Annotated in this window: 20 protein-coding genes; 4 read left to right on the forward strand and 16 right to left on the reverse strand. The window is 40.8% G+C overall.

Translation table 11 applies throughout. The annotated features are described in order from the left end of the window. Nucleotides 1-37: 37 nt before the first annotated feature. The 15 genes from ABD960_RS12755 to ABD960_RS12825 all read right to left on the reverse strand — a co-directional run bounded on the left by ABD960_RS12755 (nucleotide 38) and on the right by ABD960_RS12825 (nucleotide 11985). The gene (locus ABD960_RS12755; protein ID WP_345331542.1) at nucleotides 38-406 is read right to left on the reverse strand and encodes a hypothetical protein; all 369 of its coding nucleotides are present in this window, start codon (nucleotides 404-406) and stop codon (nucleotides 38-40) included. A gap of 15 nt (nucleotides 407-421) precedes the next feature. Then, nucleotides 422-2911, reverse strand: coding sequence for a TraG family conjugative transposon ATPase (locus ABD960_RS12760; RefSeq protein ID WP_345331543.1), 2490 nt, complete (start codon nucleotides 2909-2911; stop codon nucleotides 422-424). Further along, nucleotides 2908-3228, reverse strand: coding sequence for a DUF4133 domain-containing protein (locus ABD960_RS12765; RefSeq protein ID WP_345331544.1), 321 nt, complete (start codon nucleotides 3226-3228; stop codon nucleotides 2908-2910). Before ABD960_RS12765 ends, ABD960_RS12760 begins: the two co-directional genes overlap by 4 nt. Nucleotides 3229-3238: 10 nt before the next feature. Further along, nucleotides 3239-3577 carry a DUF4134 domain-containing protein gene (locus ABD960_RS12770; RefSeq protein WP_345331545.1) on the reverse strand — a complete coding sequence of 113 codons (339 nt, stop codon included), beginning with the start codon at nucleotides 3575-3577 and terminating at the stop codon, nucleotides 3239-3241. A gap of 20 nt (nucleotides 3578-3597) precedes the next feature. After that, on the reverse strand, nucleotides 3598-4140 hold the full coding sequence (locus tag ABD960_RS12775) for a hypothetical protein (RefSeq protein WP_345331546.1): 543 nt from the start codon (nucleotides 4138-4140) through the stop codon (nucleotides 3598-3600). A 144-nt stretch (nucleotides 4141-4284) separates the two neighbouring features. Then, a complete protein-coding gene (locus ABD960_RS12780; protein WP_345331547.1) occupies nucleotides 4285-5151 on the reverse strand; it encodes an RteC domain-containing protein in 867 nt (288 codons plus the stop codon). 121 nt (nucleotides 5152-5272) lie between these two features. After that, on the reverse strand, nucleotides 5273-5506 hold the full coding sequence (locus ABD960_RS12785) for a helix-turn-helix domain-containing protein (RefSeq protein ID WP_345331548.1): 234 nt from the start codon (nucleotides 5504-5506) through the stop codon (nucleotides 5273-5275). 96 nt (nucleotides 5507-5602) lie between these two features. Beyond that, the gene (mobC, locus tag ABD960_RS12790) at nucleotides 5603-7540 is read right to left on the reverse strand and encodes a conjugal transfer protein MobC (RefSeq protein ID WP_345331549.1); all 1938 of its coding nucleotides are present in this window, start codon (nucleotides 7538-7540) and stop codon (nucleotides 5603-5605) included. A gap of 11 nt (nucleotides 7541-7551) precedes the next feature. Next, on the reverse strand, nucleotides 7552-8805 hold the full coding sequence (locus ABD960_RS12795; RefSeq protein ID WP_345331550.1) for a relaxase/mobilization nuclease domain-containing protein: 1254 nt from the start codon (nucleotides 8803-8805) through the stop codon (nucleotides 7552-7554). After that, complete coding sequence (locus ABD960_RS12800; RefSeq protein WP_345331551.1) at nucleotides 8760-9182, reverse strand: plasmid mobilization protein; 423 nt, start codon at nucleotides 9180-9182, stop codon at nucleotides 8760-8762. The genes ABD960_RS12795 and ABD960_RS12800 overlap by 46 nt, the downstream gene beginning before the upstream one ends. A 174-nt stretch (nucleotides 9183-9356) precedes the next feature. Further along, a complete protein-coding gene (locus tag ABD960_RS12805) occupies nucleotides 9357-9677 on the reverse strand; it encodes a hypothetical protein (RefSeq protein ID WP_345331552.1) in 321 nt (106 codons plus the stop codon). After that, the gene (locus ABD960_RS12810) at nucleotides 9674-10003 is read right to left on the reverse strand and encodes a helix-turn-helix domain-containing protein (protein ID WP_345331553.1); all 330 of its coding nucleotides are present in this window, start codon (nucleotides 10001-10003) and stop codon (nucleotides 9674-9676) included. The genes ABD960_RS12805 and ABD960_RS12810 overlap by 4 nt, the downstream gene beginning before the upstream one ends. A gap of 222 nt (nucleotides 10004-10225) precedes the next feature. Then, nucleotides 10226-10993 (reverse strand): ImmA/IrrE family metallo-endopeptidase, encoded by a 768-nt coding sequence (locus ABD960_RS12815; RefSeq protein ID WP_345331554.1) that lies wholly within the window; start codon nucleotides 10991-10993, stop codon nucleotides 10226-10228. Continuing rightward, entirely contained in the window at nucleotides 10986-11393 is a 408-nt protein-coding gene (locus ABD960_RS12820; RefSeq protein ID WP_345331555.1) for a hypothetical protein, read from the reverse strand. Before ABD960_RS12820 ends, ABD960_RS12815 begins: the two co-directional genes overlap by 8 nt. A 4-nt stretch (nucleotides 11394-11397) precedes the next feature. Then, on the reverse strand, nucleotides 11398-11985 hold the full coding sequence (locus ABD960_RS12825; protein ID WP_345331556.1) for a hypothetical protein: 588 nt from the start codon (nucleotides 11983-11985) through the stop codon (nucleotides 11398-11400). Between the two features lie 135 nt (nucleotides 11986-12120). Between ABD960_RS12825 and ABD960_RS12830 the strand changes: the two genes are divergently transcribed. The 4 genes from ABD960_RS12830 (at nucleotide 12121) to ABD960_RS12845 (ending at nucleotide 14961) form a co-directional block, all read left to right on the forward strand. Next, complete coding sequence (locus ABD960_RS12830; RefSeq protein WP_345331557.1) at nucleotides 12121-12930, forward strand: SMODS-associated NUDIX domain-containing protein; 810 nt, start codon at nucleotides 12121-12123, stop codon at nucleotides 12928-12930. Next, on the forward strand, nucleotides 12927-14057 hold the full coding sequence (locus ABD960_RS12835; protein ID WP_345331558.1) for a nucleotidyltransferase domain-containing protein: 1131 nt from the start codon (nucleotides 12927-12929) through the stop codon (nucleotides 14055-14057). The genes ABD960_RS12830 and ABD960_RS12835 overlap by 4 nt, the downstream gene beginning before the upstream one ends. Continuing rightward, the gene (locus tag ABD960_RS12840) at nucleotides 14057-14473 is read left to right on the forward strand and encodes a type II CBASS E2 protein (protein ID WP_345331559.1); all 417 of its coding nucleotides are present in this window, start codon (nucleotides 14057-14059) and stop codon (nucleotides 14471-14473) included. Before ABD960_RS12835 ends, ABD960_RS12840 begins: the two co-directional genes overlap by 1 nt. 233 nt (nucleotides 14474-14706) lie before the next feature. Next, the gene (locus tag ABD960_RS12845; protein WP_345331560.1) at nucleotides 14707-14961 is read left to right on the forward strand and encodes a hypothetical protein; all 255 of its coding nucleotides are present in this window, start codon (nucleotides 14707-14709) and stop codon (nucleotides 14959-14961) included. A gap of 40 nt (nucleotides 14962-15001) precedes the next feature. On the opposite strand, the gene ABD960_RS12850 is transcribed toward ABD960_RS12845, so the two are convergent. After that, entirely contained in the window at nucleotides 15002-16228 is a 1227-nt protein-coding gene (locus ABD960_RS12850) for a site-specific integrase (RefSeq protein ID WP_345331561.1), read from the reverse strand. Nucleotides 16229-16246 lie beyond the last annotated feature (18 nt).

A 16246-nucleotide genomic window follows, 5' to 3' on the forward strand; every position in this document is an offset into this window, starting at 1 on the left:
ATTTTGAGAGTTTAATCTGTATCACGAAAATTGTCTTTTACTTAATTTTCGAGTATGATGTTCTCTTAAGATTTATAGACTTACCATCCTGTTCGACAGAGATTTGTCGGCCTAACTCTGTTTCTGATAAAAGCATTTTCTCCTGGTCAAATTGAGCAGGCCACTTTTCAGATTGGAATTCCTTTGACATAGTTGAGCCGTTTCTTATTTTTTGGAAACCGGTTTTACGTTCAACCTCGTAGTTAGTGGCTGCTTTCTTTGATATAATAAGAGTATCAAACGCAATACTGTATTCACTTTGAGATTTATTTACATATACACCAGAAATATCATGTTCGGGATGATTACTGTTACACCCCAATATGTAAAAACTGAGGATACAGATGCACACAATTAATGCTTTCATAATGATATAATTTAATTAAGCTGCTTTTTCTAATTCTTCCTGAACAATAGCCGCAATGCCTCGCTGAATACTTCCATACTTTTTAGCATATTCCTGGACACGAGCTTTTTCAGCTGATTCCGTCGTATAAGTCCAGTATTCCTCTCGGCTTACCTCTGTCCGGTAGACTTTTGATAATTGTCCGTTTAGGCTGATGAATACCTCCTTGTATTTCAGCTTTTCATCGTTGTTCCGATTCATGCTCATGATCAGTGCCGTTTCCTTATCCGTGATGCCTAAAAGCTGCTGGATTTTCGGAAAGTCATTCTGATACTTGCGCTGATCAAGCAAAATTTTACAGTCGCTGTTATTGATGATAGCCTGCTTAACCACCGGAGAACTGATAATATCTTCAATATCCTGGGTAACCACCAAGGCTTCGCCAAAATATTTACGGACCGTTTTAAATAAGTATTTGATGTACTCTGCCATGCCTTCACGCGCAATGGCTTTCCAGGCTTCCTCGATCAGGATCATCTTCCGGGTAGCCTTGCTCAGTTTGCGCATTTTGGACACAAAGGTTTCCATGATGATCAGTGTGACTACCGGAAAAAGAATGGGATGATCTTTGATATTATCTAATTCGAAAACAATGAAACGACGGTGCAATAAGTCGAGGTTTTCCCTTGCATTTAACAGGTAAGCGTACTCACCACCTTTGTAATATGGCTTTAATACGAACAGCATGTTATCAATATCAAAACGCTCATCTTTGACTTTTGATTGTTTCATGGTCTCATAAAACTCTCCAGCAAGAAAATCATAGAAGCTATCGAAGCAAGGAAAAATATCAGGGTTTACCTTAAGCTTTTCATAATAGTGGTACAAAGCATCGGAAATAGCAATGTATTCTGAACGTTGTACCCCTTCATCTTCCTTCTTCCACAATGCCAGGATCATGGCTTTAATGCTTTCCTTTTTTTCCGTATCCAGGTAGTCTCCTTGAGCGATATAAAAGGGATTGAAGCTAATCGGATTGTCTTCTGAATAAGTAAAGTAATAGCCTCCAACGAACTCACAAAGTCCCTGGTAACTATGTCCGACATCGACCAATACAATGTGAGCGCCCTGTTCAAAGTAGCTTCGTAAAAGATGATTGGTGAAAAAGGACTTACCGCTGCCGGAAGGCCCTAAAATAAATTTATTCCGGTTAGTCGTTATGCCCTTCTCCATCGGTTCATCACTGATGTCCACATGGACAGGTTTTCCTGACAAACGATCACCCAGCCTGAGCCCGCAGGCACTCAAGCTCGACTGGTAGTTTGTTTCGAGATTCAAAAAGCAAGTCGCCTGTTCAACAAAGGTATCAAAGGTATCATTCATCGGGAATGTAGCTTCATTACCTGGTAATCCTGACCACCATATTTGCGGCGCTCCGTCAGTTTCCTGTTTAGGCTGCGCATCCATTTGAGCTAAAGCTGAACTTACTTTATTTTTCAGGTCTTTGAGTTCGGCGCGGTCGCTTGTCCAGGCCATCACATTGAAGTGTGCTTTAACCGGCAGCCGCTGCTGACTAATTGCTTCATTCAAAAATTCGTGGGTAGCATCGCGGCTGATCGCATTTTCCCGAGAATAAGCAGATAACGATTGTAAGCGGAGTTTTTTGGCTTCCAGCTTCTTTAAAGTTTGCTGGCTGTCCTCAATGAATATGTACTGGTTGTACACGTGATTGCATCTTAATAAAGTGCCAACAGGCGAAGCGAATCCTGTGCTGAATTTAGTTTTGTCTGTGCTATACTTATCGAATGTAATCCTCGGGCCACAAAGTGGCGGCAGGTCTTCTGCATCACTTAATGTAAAAAGCTGGCAATGATCATTACCAATGCGGATCTCGTCCTGGATGTGAATATCCTTCAATAAAGTGTTGCTGTTCTTGTTGAGCAGAAAGCAATACTGTTCCAGTATTCCGGCTGTCTTAGGCGTGCCGGCCAGTCCGTCGTCATCGATACGCCGCAAAGCAATCAATCCGCTGTCTTCCAGAACTTTGACGAACTGCCCAGCATTATCTAAAAAGTCCCGAAACAGCTCTTCAGATGTGGTTTGAGAAGGAACGATTCGCTTGCGCATCAATGTACTTACTGCGCTCGAATACTGTTTGAATTTTTCCGGCTTCTTGGTCAGAAATATGTGGCAATGATGATGCAAGTATGGGCGCTCATGAAAGTGCTTTTCACTGGAATGCGAAAGGAAAGTTTTTACCTGCGTTTCTCCATTCTCCTGAAACATGGCCTTATACTGCTCTCTTAAAAACCAGTCCTGCTTATGGAAGATAGTATTTTTGGGCAAGAGTTTTAACGCTTTGATCCAGGCTTCATGAAAGCTGTGGTATTCGTCATTGGACATAGTGAAAATTTCCGGCAGGTAAACTTCATAACCAATGGTCAGGTCACCCTGCGCTGAAAGCATACAATCATGCTCCACCTTATATACAGGAAATACCTGTTCTGCTTTGCTGTGTGATTTCATGATCTTCTTTTTAATTGAAGGAATACATTTCGTGTTTTGAATTGCAGATAACGCGGCAGGTATCGCTTAGCTGATCTCTTCATCAGGCCATATTGTCCGTATTTGTGACTGAGTTTAAAGACCTGGTAAAAGAGCAAGCTTCCCAATGCACCTATGATGATCAGGCACATGGTCACCGGAATGCTAACCAGGTACATTACTGCAAAGCCAATGAGCAAAATCACGAGGCCTGCCGCCAGGTAGCCAATATACTGCGCCTTTAGTCCTTTAAATTCAATAGGCTTATTGATACCTTTATTGATCTGATACAGTGCCATAATGATGCTTTTAAACGCCGAAAAATGATTTGAGGACAGTAGCAACTACTACCAGAAAAATGCAGCTACCGAACCAGCTGGATGCCACCTTCCCGGTGTCATGCTCACCGTCGTTCCACTTTTTATAAACTTTTATTGCACCTACTAAGCCGACTAAAGCACCAATGGCATACATCAGTGTGGTGCCGGTGGTAAAATAACTTTTGACTTGCGTGGTTGCCTCCTGAATGCCCGCATTACCATCCTGTGCGTACAAGGTGGAGGCAAAAAGGATAATTGTCAATGTGCCAAAGGCTTTCTTTAACAGAGGCCTCAGATCGTAACTTCTTTTTACTTGCTGTGTTTTCATGATCATTCATTTTAAAGGGTTTAAAAAGTGTTACTCGTCCAGGCAGGCAGATCATTGCTTGCCAAGTCGAAAGGCAGTTTTCTGTGCGATTCATTCAATATGTGCTCAGTTACCTGTAGATAGTTTATTTGCAGCTCATATGGTTTATAGGAGGTAAGCAGAATGTTAAGCAATGAAATAAATTCTGATTTACTGTCAACGTCTGTAAAAGCATCAATGAGTTTGTCCGTCTCGTTAAGCAGTTGCGCTTGCGGCAGTAATTCACCGGGCTTTGCTGCTGTTGCTTCAGTAAACGGTTCCTTTGAGTTTTCGTCGATGTCGGCTTCCGCAAATTGTAATTCTTCATCGGCTACGACGGTGATGCTTTGATCTTGCTTAGCCTGACCCATCACTGCAAAAGATGATAGGTTGCTAGTTGGGGCAAGTGCCTGACCTGGGTGCTTAGCTATAAAAAGATTGGTAACCTCGCGTTGATAGTAGCGAAGGATCACATACAGGTAGTAAGATGCGCTTATGATAGCGATGGCTGCAAAATACTGCTGCCAGGAGATGGATGACAACATAACACTTTGATTTTAAAGACCATCTGCACCATGCAGCGATCTCGAAAGCAAAGGTTGGCGTATCCAAAAAAATTTTATCACACCTCATGTACAAGGTAGGATAAATTTTTTGTAACAATTTGAAAACCAGCCTGTTAAAAACGGCTATAATTTTAGCTTTTGTTGAATAGAGCCTTCTTCATCGAGTTTTTGATCCATTTTACGGAGTAAGGCAAGCTTTAACTTATCAAGTAATATCGTACGATCCTTTTTTCTCCGCGTCATATCGGTGTACTTGTGATAGTACTGGCCAAGTTCAATATGAAAAACCGTTTGAAAAAAGCTAACAACCGTTTTGATCTCCGCATTGCCATTATTAAATACCCCAGCAGCAACCAGCGCGTAAATCAGCTCAATCAGATCGGTCTTCGAAAATGTCCAGGTAAGGGGCAATTCAAGGCTCATTTCAGGCGGACGCTCATCATGATTATTGAGCTTTTGCAGTTCGATATTCAAAAAATCCTGGTATTTTTCGTTGGCGATAATGTTGGAAAGCTTGTAGTCGTGACTGGTTGAATACACTTCGTCTTCTTCAAATTTTTCCAGTTCTACATGTACATCAAATCCGCCGCGCGTAAAATAAACTTCATCCATCTGCGTAGAACCTGAGCGATAATATTGATAGAAGGCGGCGTTATGGTCAAAGTAACGTTTGAGATCAGCCAGTTCAGAATTAATGTAATCTTTCAAGTGATCTTCGGCACCGGTCGGCCTTTTCATCAAGTAATTATAGACGTTGATGAAGTAGATGTATTTGCTGTAAAATTGTGGTTTTACTTCCTTAAAGAAGTGAATCTCATCTTCGACGCTCTCGAATGAATAAGTGGAAATGTAGTTCTTTAACTTGGCCATCGCTTTTTTGCAAAGCAGGATCGAGGCTTTGTATTGTTCAGCTAAAGGTTCTCCGTTAGTAGAGATTTCGTTTAATTGGTTTTCAAGCGCGCTGTAGAAGCGCTCGGTGATAGTTCTCATGATAAGGCTAATATTAGGTTTAGTAAATGCTAAAAAATGCTGATCCTTCAGGAAATTTAGGGGTGCGTCCAGAACTGGCGCCGAGGCCTAAAATTTCTTTATAATCAAAAACAGTTGTTAATCAGGTTTTATCAGACAAGTTCTTTGTCAGTATGTCTATGAGGGTAACATTTAATCCTTCTGCAATCTCCTGTAGATACACATAGGACGGGTTTATATTTCCGGCTTCCAGACGCTGAATCGATTGCTGATCCTTTCCGATGGAATGGGCAAGCTGTGCCTGAGAAACGCCCGCTTCCTTACGAATTGCACGTATTTTTTCTCCCAGATTCTTTAATAGTACTTCCTTTTTCATCGGAAGTATAAAAGAATACTAATAGCGCTGGAATTATCACAACGGATACGTTGTATTATTGAGCATGATAAATATTAAGCAATATTTTTACATATTTCAACATATTTTAGAAAGTACACCATCAACCAAATCTCTGATGTCATCCTTTATTTGCTGATATACCATTAACACGTCTCCATGGTCAACATTTCTTACCGATGGTATAGGCTGGTAAGCCAATTCCTCTCGCTTCAAAGCATCGTGGTCGTTTTGTATCTCGTTATGAAATACTTTCAAGCTGATCTTATTGGTAGGGTCGTCAGCAACCATACCCACAAATTCACCCGAAGATAGTCCTGCAATTTTCGAAGCGGGTATCGCAAAGTCGAGTTGAGTAGAACGGCTCACCGAAGTGTCCTGGCTATTGATCGATACACTTTCCTTCTGCTGGTTGATCTTGCCAAAGCGCTCTGACAACTGTTTGGCTGTATCGCCGGTTACCTGCCCGCAAATGATATTACCTACAATGTTCATAATAACCTCTGCCTGGTCTCGTCCATAATCCTTTTTAAGCTGGCTATAGTCCTGAACCGCCAGTGTCACGGCAACCTTATTTGACCTTGCTGTAGCAATGAGATTGTCAATGCCGTTAAAGTAGATAGTTGGAAACTCATCAAAGATCAGGCTGCATTTTTGGCGGTTCTTTTGGTTGACCAGCTTGTTAATGCGGTTGATATACAAGGACAGGACAGCGCCGTTGACCTGTGACTTTTGCGGATTATTGGCAAGGCAGACGATCTTCGGTTCATCAGGATTATTGATGTCTAATGAAAAATCATTGCCACTTAACACATAATAAAGTTGAGGTGAAGACAGCCTCGCCAAACTGATCTTAGCACTTGCTACCTGACCTTCCAACTGCTCATACGCCTCATTTTGCCAAGCAGAAATAAAAGGATTGATTAAAACTTCAATTTCAGGTTCCTGTAGCAAAACTTCAAAGAGTTCCTTGTAATCGACTTGGGCTAATTCGATGACATGCGGCAACGTACAAAAGCGGCCGTCTTGGTACTTTCTTAAAAACCACATAATAGCTGTGATGAAGTTGATCGGTGATTCTACAAAGAAGTCGCCTTGCTTTTTGATCCACTCACGGTTTAACCCTAACATGATCGTACGGCTGGCATCAATCGCATCTGTTATGTCCAGCATGGTTTCCGGCTCCAATGGATTGGCACGGTGCATGATCTGTTCCAGGTTGATCACATACTGAGTCGGTTTAACCTTGTACTTGTGAGCGTGTTGAAGCAAGGCGTTATAGGCAATCCTGGTCAGATCGTCGTACTTAAAATCATAAATCAGCATGGCAAAACCTTTTTGGATATGCTGTGTGATAATGTGACGGATGACGAAGTAGGATTTTCCCGAACCCGGACTACCACCAATCAAAGTGCCGCGAAAGGGGTTGATGATATTGATCCAGCTTTTACGCGCCTTTCCTTTCAGGTGGTAGATAGCAGGCAAGTTGATCGAATACTCATTGTCGAGGTATCGTTCTTCCTGTGGGAACGATTCGTTAGCCTTATTAAAAATGTCATCAGCCAGCTTCAATTTGAGCATTCTGAACAAGGCACTTAGTCCTGACAACATCAATAAGTATCCCAACGAAGTAATGCCGATATATAGTAAAGCCCTGGTTGATAACGAATAATTAACTTTGAGGAATGCTGAACTGACAAAGTATAACAGCAAGCCAGTAAACGCATAAGCAGCAATTGTTTTAAGTCTGATCTTTTCATCTTTCTTACCCTTGCTGCCTAATAAGGAAATCAATAACGCACATAGCGCAGCCAACTTTGCATATAACACGCTTTCAAATACTGCCATCTTCGAGACAGACTGTAAGATACTGTTGACGACCGGCTTGGTCAAACCCCAATGCTGAAATGCAGCATAGCAGGTTATGTAAAAATGAAGAATGAGAATTGCCAGGCTGATGAACCGGGTAAAATCAATGATCCTTCTTAATGCTTGTTCGTTTTCACCTGTTTGCATAACTGTAAAATTTAAAGTGAATGCCCTCTGCGTTTTTTCTTTCGTTTTCTTTGCTGTAGCCTGCCGATGGCCGCCATATCTTGTTTTTCCTCCTGGTACAAGGCTTCGATGATTAAATTGCTATTGTTGAAGTTGTTATTACCCGTTATTCCTGAATTATCAGGTAATTGATTACTGCCGGATAGGTCAGCGCTATGGCCAGGTTTAATGCTTGCTTCGGATTGTGCGAAGATTTGTGAAAGGCTGTTTGCGCTATAGTTCTTCCCTATATCACTGCCGTTAAAAACAACTTTAGCATTGTGATCGACGAAGCTTATCCCATACAATCTGCCATCTTCACTATGCCTAAAAATGGCTTCAATGTTTTGTGCCTTAAGCTTTAATTGAAACTCTATTTTATCAATAGGTTTGCTTAGCAGATCGTCAACTGTTTGCTTAAGTTGCTCTCTTAGTGATTTGCGCAGCACCTCATTTAAAGCGAAACGTCCTTCCAATGCCTTTAAAGTCGGTTTGCCGTAAATACTGCTCGCCTTAATGGGAACGCCGATCTTTCCGCCTTTACCATCCAAAGCCCAATAAACCAAACCGTTTTTCTCATACATCCGGGATTCTTTTGAACCCCGGTCAGCCGTCACGTTGAAGCGATTCAGAACCGCATTAAATTCGGGAATGCTGGTAAACTTATATGTTCGCAATACTTCATTAACCACGTTAGTAATTGCTCGCTTTGTATCCGATTTTCCATACGTCACTTGTTCCAGGGAAAGAGAATTGAAGTTTTGTTGTGGTTTGCCTTGGTCTTCTGCCTTGACTAATCCAAAATTCAACTCTACTTTTTTTCTCGATTGCTCGGAGGCTTTATTTGCCAGTAAGTGAAAACTGATCCGTTCACCATCCGGCTTTATGTTAGTTGACACTAAATGCAGGTGTGGATGACCAGCATCGTAATGTTGATAGACAAGGTAAGGTTGCTTGCCAAACCCTAAACCTTCCATGTATTCGTCGGCGATTTGCTGAAGGGTCCATTTATCTAAATTTTCTCCCACCGCAAAATTCAGTGACACGTGCAAGGTGTTGACTTGAGTGCGCTCATTCCGTTTGGTCAGATCAGTCAACCGGTTCACCTTATCGCTGAAAGACAGGTCAAACGGCTCCTTCAAATAACCTTGTGAGAGGATTAATTCAGCCTTGCCTAAACGTACCTTATGCTCGTTGTAATTTATTGCCCCGAGGATGCTTCGCCCGGTTTTAATTTTTGCGACCATAATTCTGAAAAATTTTGCATGCGGTCTTTGATTTGGGCGATGGCGGGATCAACTTTAGTCCCGATGATGGACATCAGCGATAACCACAAACGATTGTCTGCTGAGCCATGTGCAGCGTTGATCTGACGAACAGCCTGGTTCAAATTATTACCGATAGCATTGAGCTCCCGGCGCAGCAATGAAAGCTCTTCGAGCATCTCATCCATGGACTTGTCCCGGTAGTTTACGGTGATCGGCTTTTCCAATAAAACGCACCGAATGTACTCGCTCATCTTCCTGAAACGTGTCTTTTTAAAACGATTATCGATCAGTAAAAATTCGCCAGGTTTAAATCTTGTGGTGATCTTTCGTAACCTGTTTTCTTTTTCATTTTCCATAACTCACCTCATCTAAAAATCCGACTTCGGAGGATTTTTAACGAGCCCCCGGACTGACTTCGGAAGGGAGGGCAAGATTCCGTTGTCCGACAACGGTTTATCTTGCTGATTGCTCAAAAATGCAATCTCGTCCTTATGCAAAATCCTCGATTCGGATTTGGTTAGCATCATTACTTAGATAGATTCACTATAAAATGGGGACTGCCGAAACCTGCGTTTCACTTCTTGCCGATAGTTGTAAATCCATTCAGCAGCACAAACTTTCCAATTGTGAATCGCGCCGCCGGTTGGTGTTTTCCAGGCTCGATTTTCATGTTCATCATAGAACGTATCCGCCAATTGGGCTTCACCTTTTTGATCAAAATAGATCAGTATTGCGTCCTTATTAGGAGGCATCGAGGTGCCCATACCATCATAAGTCGATGCTCCTTTTTCCCGCCCTAACACGACCTCATTCGACCGTCCCGGAATGGTGCGTTTAGCCTTACGTTTCATGCCATTTTCATCTGATCGTTCAACTTACCAGAAGCCATCAGCTTCTCAATTTCCTCAGAATTGTAGTAGGTAACACCACCCAGTTTTTTGAAAGGGATTAGACCTTTATCCCGGAGATATTGCAGTTTACTTTCGGACAGCCGGAGCATTTTTTTAATCTCAAAAGCTTTCAGCCACTGGTGGCCGGGCTGCCCGGATTGTTCTTTGAGTAGCTTTTTAATGTCAACGATAAGCTGTTGCTTGAAGTCGAGCAAGTCCTGAACCGTGATTAGCTGATCTCGGTTTACTTTAGGAAAGTCATGTTGGATTTCATTATGATTTGCCATAGCTTAAAATTTAGCAACAGCAAATGTGAAAAACAGAAAAATAAATTTATCACACCTCATGTACGAGGTAGGGTATTTTTATTTTCGTCCAACTCATAAACTTTGTGATGGGCATGACTAGTTTAACATTAAAAAGCCAGGCTGGTAGTCTATGTCAACGAAATGACGGGGTACAACTTGAAAGTCGCAATATCACGATACAGATAATTGGGAGTTGATAGATTAAAATGTCCACAAGCATGAAACAATACCAGTGTCAGAAACACGATAACATTGCTCCCAAAGTTGCCATGTTCTTTTAGTTTTGATGTTAAAATCATCCGGAAACCATTCTATGGCATCTACTTTTTCGGGTCTATCTTCTTTTGTCTTGTTATAAAATAAATCACCGGCAACCGTATAAACGGGCACTTTGCTTTCATACTCGATAAACTCAAATGGAAAGCCTTGTGTATACTGCTTCCATTTGATTATCCCATTTTCAATAAAAATAATCATTACAGGGAAGTCTCCCAAAAAACGGTACTTCAAGAATGTGGCAATCAATGACACGTTAAAATAATGGGCAGTATCCTGTATGAGAGAAATATCAAGTTTCTTACCTGCAACTTTCTGCTTAAACAGCGGCGATGGCATTAATAATTCAGACGCGAAGTCATTAGCTTGTTGCTCCTGCGGACCTTTCTGAAACCAATCAGATAGTGTTTTATCGGTGTCTGAAAATAAGGGGACTACATTTTTATGGAGGCAGAAATGACCAATCTCATGTGCAATCACCCAAATTTTTCTTGGTTCATAATTGATTTCAGAGTTTATCGTAATTATGGCATTATCACCTTTGATCAATATACGCCCCTCTGATCCGGATAGGGGTTGATATTTCAGAACACCATTTAACGAAAAAACGATGTCCTCCATGGAGAGATCGCCAGGTTTCGACCAACCGATCTCATGAAGAAGCTGAAGTGCTTTGGTACTAGGATTAACCATTATTGCTATCAGCCTCGTTTGCCCGATCTTTAAGTATTTCCATAAAGTGTAGCATTTCCTGATCCTCTAAAATCTCCTGCTCATCTTTTTTGGAAAGTTCGGTAAACCGATTGAACATCGGCACCAACTTTGTCTGATCGCTTGGACTAAACAGTTTTCTAAATTCTTCAATGCCTTTTTGTTTTAGAAGTTGAAGTTGGCTAACAGCGTCTGCATAACGCTGACGGTTTGCATCGGCTTTTAATTTAGCTGTTAATTGTTTGATCTTTAGCAGGTGGTTGTTAACCACCGAGTCTGGTTTAGCCTCTAATTCAGCCAACACATCCTGATCGTCTTGCTGGTAGTTGATCTCCAGCATTAACCCATATAGGTTATTTAAAATTTGCTTATTGGTCGGCATAGCTTCAGGATTGTTGTGATTTTTTTACCTTATTAACCAATTTCTCTTTCAGTTTATCAAACTGCTTAGGTGTTTTACCCAGCAGTTCGGCAATATCAGCTCGTTTCATCCCCTCACAGATCGCTTCATATATCATTTCTAATTCGGTATCGCCAGCGGCCGCGTTTTTCAAAGCCTCACATTGCTCCTTAAACGTCTTTTCTTCATCTACTGTTACCTGCGTGGTATCTGGTATATAAAAATCATCTGTGATATCGGTATATTCGATTCTCAACGCTTTTGATTTAGGTGTTTTATATTTTTCAACTTCAGCACTTATTTCATGATCGATCAAACGGATCATCTGCTCTAGTAATGTAAACTTTTCTTTCCATTCCCATTCACCGCCCAGCAATTTGGTATAGGCAATTTCCAGGTAATGTTCAACCGGATTAGTACCTAGATTTCCAGCACTATGGGCGCCGCTCAAGGTCCTTTGTTTTAATCTTATACGTATGTGTTTGGCGCTTTTTCTGAGGACAACTTTCCAATCGTTTTCTTTTAACGTTGAAAACCGTCTTTGATTATTGCTATAGTGAGGTCCTAAAATCATAGTGATAATAACCGGCTTAGTTAGGTTTTCCCCCAAGTGGGGGACTTTTTTAAACCTCCGGTTATATACTTATTAGAGGGGCAAATAATCAGGAGCTTAAAAAAACAAGGGAAGGTAAAAAAAAGAAAGGAGAATATGAATTTAAAAGGTAAGATCAGTTTTATTATAGGTATCGCGGGTTTTATAGCCTGCATTTTTATTACAGCAACCGATGTTAAATCTACCATTTTCAAGATCGCTTTGGGTTTTGTTTTAGGCGGGGCTATTGATCTGATTGTGTTTTTGATAGAGAATAAAAAGCATTGGAATCTGCTAAAGACAAGAATATTTAAAGCCAATCAGCCAGTACGTGTTACTGTGGCTTATTTGTTCCGTATAGAAATGAACGGTAGGTATGTATTAATTAAGCGGCATAAAAATGATCGGGTGGGCTATCAGCCAATAGGCGGCGCATTCAAATATTTTAAAGAAGAAAACCGCGAGTTATTTGATAAACTGGGGGTTGAACCCTGCGACCATGTGCCGCGTGATGAGAAAACAGATCACGATTTGCGAATACGCCTTAAAAGGCGTAAGAACCTAATAGATTTTATAAAATGGTTTGAAAGCCGTAAAAATCGGGAAATGGACCCATGGCGAGAGTTCTACGAGGAACTGGTTGAGCCGGGCTTGTTGCAAGAAGATATTTTTAAACATGTGAAGTACGTGTTTATCTGCAAACACACCGAAGGTATTTTAAAATCGCCGGTTTACCCAATCGATGAATTTCGTTATGCCGAGATCTATGAGTTGCGTCCTGAAACCGATGCTCAAAAGAAAGCCATCGCCAATTTGATCAGTCATACCGAACAAATCGTTTTTGCTACACCAGACGAAATTAGAAAAGGTGCTACCAACGATGGCCGCACCATATTACCACATACATTCAAAATTCTACCCAAATGATATATTTAAACAACAGACAAGCGCAGATAGATGACATTCTGGATAGAATGGCGGAATCATTGCAACTCGGCGATAGCCGTTATGACAGGATGAAAGGGCATTACGAAGCTATTAAATCTTGGATAGAGAAAGATGAAAAATTCTTTAAACCTTTTGCCTACGAACTATACCCACATGGTTCAGTGCGTATCCTTACCACTGTAAAGCCTATCGGTAAAGACGAGTTCGACCTGGATATTGCCTTGCACATCAAAACTAATCACACCGCGCACACCCCTCAACGTATATACCAGGAGCTGAAACGCAGACTGAGCGAACATGAGACGTATAAGGGAATGATGGAATTAAAGAAACGCTGTATACGCCTGAACTACTCCGGTGATTTCCACATGGACATATTACCTGGCATACAGGAGTTTGATTGGGATGACAACAGGCTTTGTGTTCCTGACCATGAATTAGGCCGATGGGTAAGCAGCAACCCGCGGGGATATGCGAAGTGGTTTATTGATCGGGCAAATACCGTAAAGGTTAGCTTACTGGAAAAGGCGCTGAGAGCAGAAAATATACCGGCTGATAACTTTAAGTATAAAAAACCACTGCAACGAGCAGTGCAACTAATAAAGCGTTACCGTGATATTTACTTTCAGGATGATGATACCTATAAAACTTCAAGTATCATTTTAACAACTATAGCCGGCTTATATTACAATGGCGAAGAAAGTATTTTTGATACGGTTGAAAATATAGTAAATCAAATACGCCATAATGTAACTTATCTGCCATCCCGGCTAAAAATACTCAACCCCGTGAACGCCCAAGAAGACTTTACCGATAAGTGGGATGCTGAACCGCAGTATTATACTGCCTTTAAAGCGTTTGTAGTACACCTGTACAATGAGTGGCAGGAGCTGAAAAAACAACATGGGGTGATCACCGAGAGCCGTATACTTAAAGGATTATTTGGCGATGATTTGTTCACCAATGCGCAGCGTGAGCAAACTACCTTGCTTGAAAGTTATCGTAAATCCCAGAATTTGGGTATTAGTCGCGACACAGGTAACATTGTTAAGGCCGGTACAGTAGCAAGCGCAGTTGTTAAGACGAATACTTTTTTTGGCGACTAATGTATTTTAATAATTGCACATTAACAGCAAAACCACTTTCTCAGCAAGCCCAGGCAATAAATGTCAAATGGCCTGGGTTTGCCGTGAGTGTTACAAGGAACAGGCTCAAAGCAGTAGGCGATTTGCAACCGACCGCCAGAAGCATTATTTATACTGTTCAAATTATTTATCAATTAGGGGATTCCCCAGATATTATATTACTAAATCCCAAAATTGAGCGAAATTTCAAAGGGGAAATGCCCGAACATCTGTATTCTAAAGAGCGGTTATGCCTTTATCGACCGATTTATGGAGAGTTTAAGCCAAGCGATCTGATCAGTGAGACCATTATACCCTGGACATCACTTTGGTTATACCACTATGAGGTTTGGCACATTACAGGCGATTGGTTGGGAGGTGGTGAACATCCTGGTTAGCGGTAGATGTCGTAATTTAATAGTAAAACTTTAAGCAGTAACCCCGCGATTAATTTAGCAATTTTTAAAATTTGTATAACCAATTATAATTTTATGGCACAGAAATTTACTTTAGAAATTACAAGGTCCTGAACGGTAGTTCAGTTGAAGAAGAAAAAGTTTGGTTAAAAGCGACAGCGCCTATTAGTACCAAAGGATTTGCATTAGTTGACCGCACCTTTGATGGAAACGAAATGGTTTCTAATGAGTTCCGACACATCTATGTATTTCCAGAATATCAGTTAGCAAAAGACCAGGCTGTGGTTGTTTACACTACAAAAGGAACTAACGGTTTCAAAAAATATAATAACAGTGATGATAAGTACCTGGCTTTATATTGGGGTTCGGAAGAGTGCGTTTGGAACGATAATGGTAAAGACACCGCAACACTTATTAATTTTATCCCGGTTAATTCAGTGAAAGCACCGGCAGTAAAAAAGAAAGCTTGAAAAATGATCAAGCTTTCTTTTACATTACCTAAATGTGCGTTTATTTATTTAGCCGTTGTTTCAAGGCATTTATATCTTCCTTGAGCTTCCTTTCTACAACTTTCGCATAAATCTGAGTAGTTGTAATTTTGGTATGACCTAAAATCTTACTCACAGTTTCAATAGGTACACCATTGGATAATGTTATAGTAGTCGCGAATGTGTGTCTAGCAATATGAAACGTCACGTTTTTAATTATATCGCAGCGATCAGCAATTTCCTTCAGGTAGCTATTTACTTTTTGGTTAGATATCTTCGGAAACACACGCCCATCATATAAAGCGCGCTCATTGTCTTTATACTTATCAAGGATGTCTAACGCCTTAGGCAGTAACGGCACTATCACAGGTATAAGCGTCTTTTCTCTGCATGTCCTAATCCAACGGTCGCCATCCGCATTAGTCACAATATGTTCTGGCTCTAGGTTACTGACGTCAACGTATGATAGGCCGGTATAACAGCAAAAGACGAACATGTCTCTCACCATTTCTAATCGCTCAATACCAAATTTCTTCTCTTCAATAGCTTTCAATTCGACTTCTGATAGCTGCTCCCGATTGACCTTTTGGATTTTAAGTTTATAAGTTGCAAAAGGATCCGCATCTATCCAATGTAAATTTAACGCCAGGTTGGTCATCTTTTTTAACCGAATAATATGTTTCATCACGCCGTTGTTGTTAAGCGGCTTTTGATGATCTTTCGGTTTGTGGTTACGCAAGAAGACTTCAAAGTCTTTCACAAACTTATAATTCAGTTCACGTAGGTATATATCAGTAGCATTATAGTGTTGTTCCAAAAATTTCTTTAAATAGCGCTGGGTAACATAATAATGTTTAAGCGTACTCCACTTTAAATCTGTGGTAGCCGTTTCGTTATGGTAGCTCATGAGGCTGCTCAACGTAAATGCTTCTTCTTTTTCACCGAGAAAAAGACTTTTGATCGATCTGGTATTGATCAGCTTCCCTTTTAATTGCAACTCCTTATAGCAGTTACCTAACTTAAGCCTAACCTCTTCCAGATAGGCGTTCAGCTCTTTAATTTCATTCTTAGTGCCTTTGGCGGCACCCTTTCCAAAATCCCAAATACTGATATCAACCATTTTTTGCTTTAAGGCAATAAAGCATTTTTCCTTGTTGATAGTAACCACTACATATAGTGGTGCTTTGCCATCCTTCTCCTTATCACTCTTGATCGTAAAGTAAATGCGGAATGACTGCGATGTTTTCATACAATAACATTTTAAATG

It is taken from the genome of Mucilaginibacter defluvii, assembly GCF_039543225.1.
GTDB classification, from domain to species: Bacteria; Bacteroidota; Bacteroidia; order Sphingobacteriales; family Sphingobacteriaceae; genus Mucilaginibacter; species Mucilaginibacter defluvii.

What these genes read in the sequence shown, in the direction of transcription:
- ABD960_RS12760 (WP_345331543.1), bottom strand. Translation starts at nt 2,911, where the DNA reads ATGAAATCACACAGCAAAGCAGAACAGGTATTTCCTGTATATAAGGTG.
- ABD960_RS12785 (WP_345331548.1), bottom strand. Translation starts at nt 5,506, where the DNA reads ATGAAAAAGGAAGTACTATTAAAGAATCTGGGAGAAAAAATACGTGCA.
- ABD960_RS12840 (WP_345331559.1), top strand. Translation starts at nt 14,057, where the DNA reads ATGTATTTTAATAATTGCACATTAACAGCAAAACCACTTTCTCAGCAA.
- ABD960_RS12795 (WP_345331550.1), bottom strand. Translation starts at nt 8,805, where the DNA reads ATGGTCGCAAAAATTAAAACCGGGCGAAGCATCCTCGGGGCAATAAAT.
- ABD960_RS12765 (WP_345331544.1), bottom strand. Translation starts at nt 3,228, where the DNA reads ATGGCACTGTATCAGATCAATAAAGGTATCAATAAGCCTATTGAATTT.
- ABD960_RS12835 (WP_345331558.1), top strand. Translation starts at nt 12,927, where the DNA reads ATGATATATTTAAACAACAGACAAGCGCAGATAGATGACATTCTGGAT.
- ABD960_RS12780 (WP_345331547.1), bottom strand. Translation starts at nt 5,151, where the DNA reads ATGAGAACTATCACCGAGCGCTTCTACAGCGCGCTTGAAAACCAATTA.
- ABD960_RS12825 (WP_345331556.1), bottom strand. Translation starts at nt 11,985, where the DNA reads ATGATTTTAGGACCTCACTATAGCAATAATCAAAGACGGTTTTCAACG.
- ABD960_RS12755 (WP_345331542.1), bottom strand. Translation starts at nt 406, where the DNA reads ATGAAAGCATTAATTGTGTGCATCTGTATCCTCAGTTTTTACATATTG.
- ABD960_RS12815 (WP_345331554.1), bottom strand. Translation starts at nt 10,993, where the DNA reads ATGGTTAATCCTAGTACCAAAGCACTTCAGCTTCTTCATGAGATCGGT.
- ABD960_RS12770 (WP_345331545.1), bottom strand. Translation starts at nt 3,577, where the DNA reads ATGAAAACACAGCAAGTAAAAAGAAGTTACGATCTGAGGCCTCTGTTA.
- ABD960_RS12850 (WP_345331561.1), bottom strand. Translation starts at nt 16,228, where the DNA reads ATGAAAACATCGCAGTCATTCCGCATTTACTTTACGATCAAGAGTGAT.
- ABD960_RS12830 (WP_345331557.1), top strand. Translation starts at nt 12,121, where the DNA reads ATGAATTTAAAAGGTAAGATCAGTTTTATTATAGGTATCGCGGGTTTT.
- ABD960_RS12805 (WP_345331552.1), bottom strand. Translation starts at nt 9,677, where the DNA reads ATGAAACGTAAGGCTAAACGCACCATTCCGGGACGGTCGAATGAGGTC.
- ABD960_RS12810 (WP_345331553.1), bottom strand. Translation starts at nt 10,003, where the DNA reads ATGGCAAATCATAATGAAATCCAACATGACTTTCCTAAAGTAAACCGA.
- ABD960_RS12800 (WP_345331551.1), bottom strand. Translation starts at nt 9,182, where the DNA reads ATGGAAAATGAAAAAGAAAACAGGTTACGAAAGATCACCACAAGATTT.
- ABD960_RS12845 (WP_345331560.1), top strand. Translation starts at nt 14,707, where the DNA reads ATGGTTTCTAATGAGTTCCGACACATCTATGTATTTCCAGAATATCAG.
- ABD960_RS12775 (WP_345331546.1), bottom strand. Translation starts at nt 4,140, where the DNA reads ATGTTGTCATCCATCTCCTGGCAGCAGTATTTTGCAGCCATCGCTATC.
- mobC (WP_345331549.1), bottom strand. Translation starts at nt 7,540, where the DNA reads ATGCAAACAGGTGAAAACGAACAAGCATTAAGAAGGATCATTGATTTT.
- ABD960_RS12820 (WP_345331555.1), bottom strand. Translation starts at nt 11,393, where the DNA reads ATGCCGACCAATAAGCAAATTTTAAATAACCTATATGGGTTAATGCTG.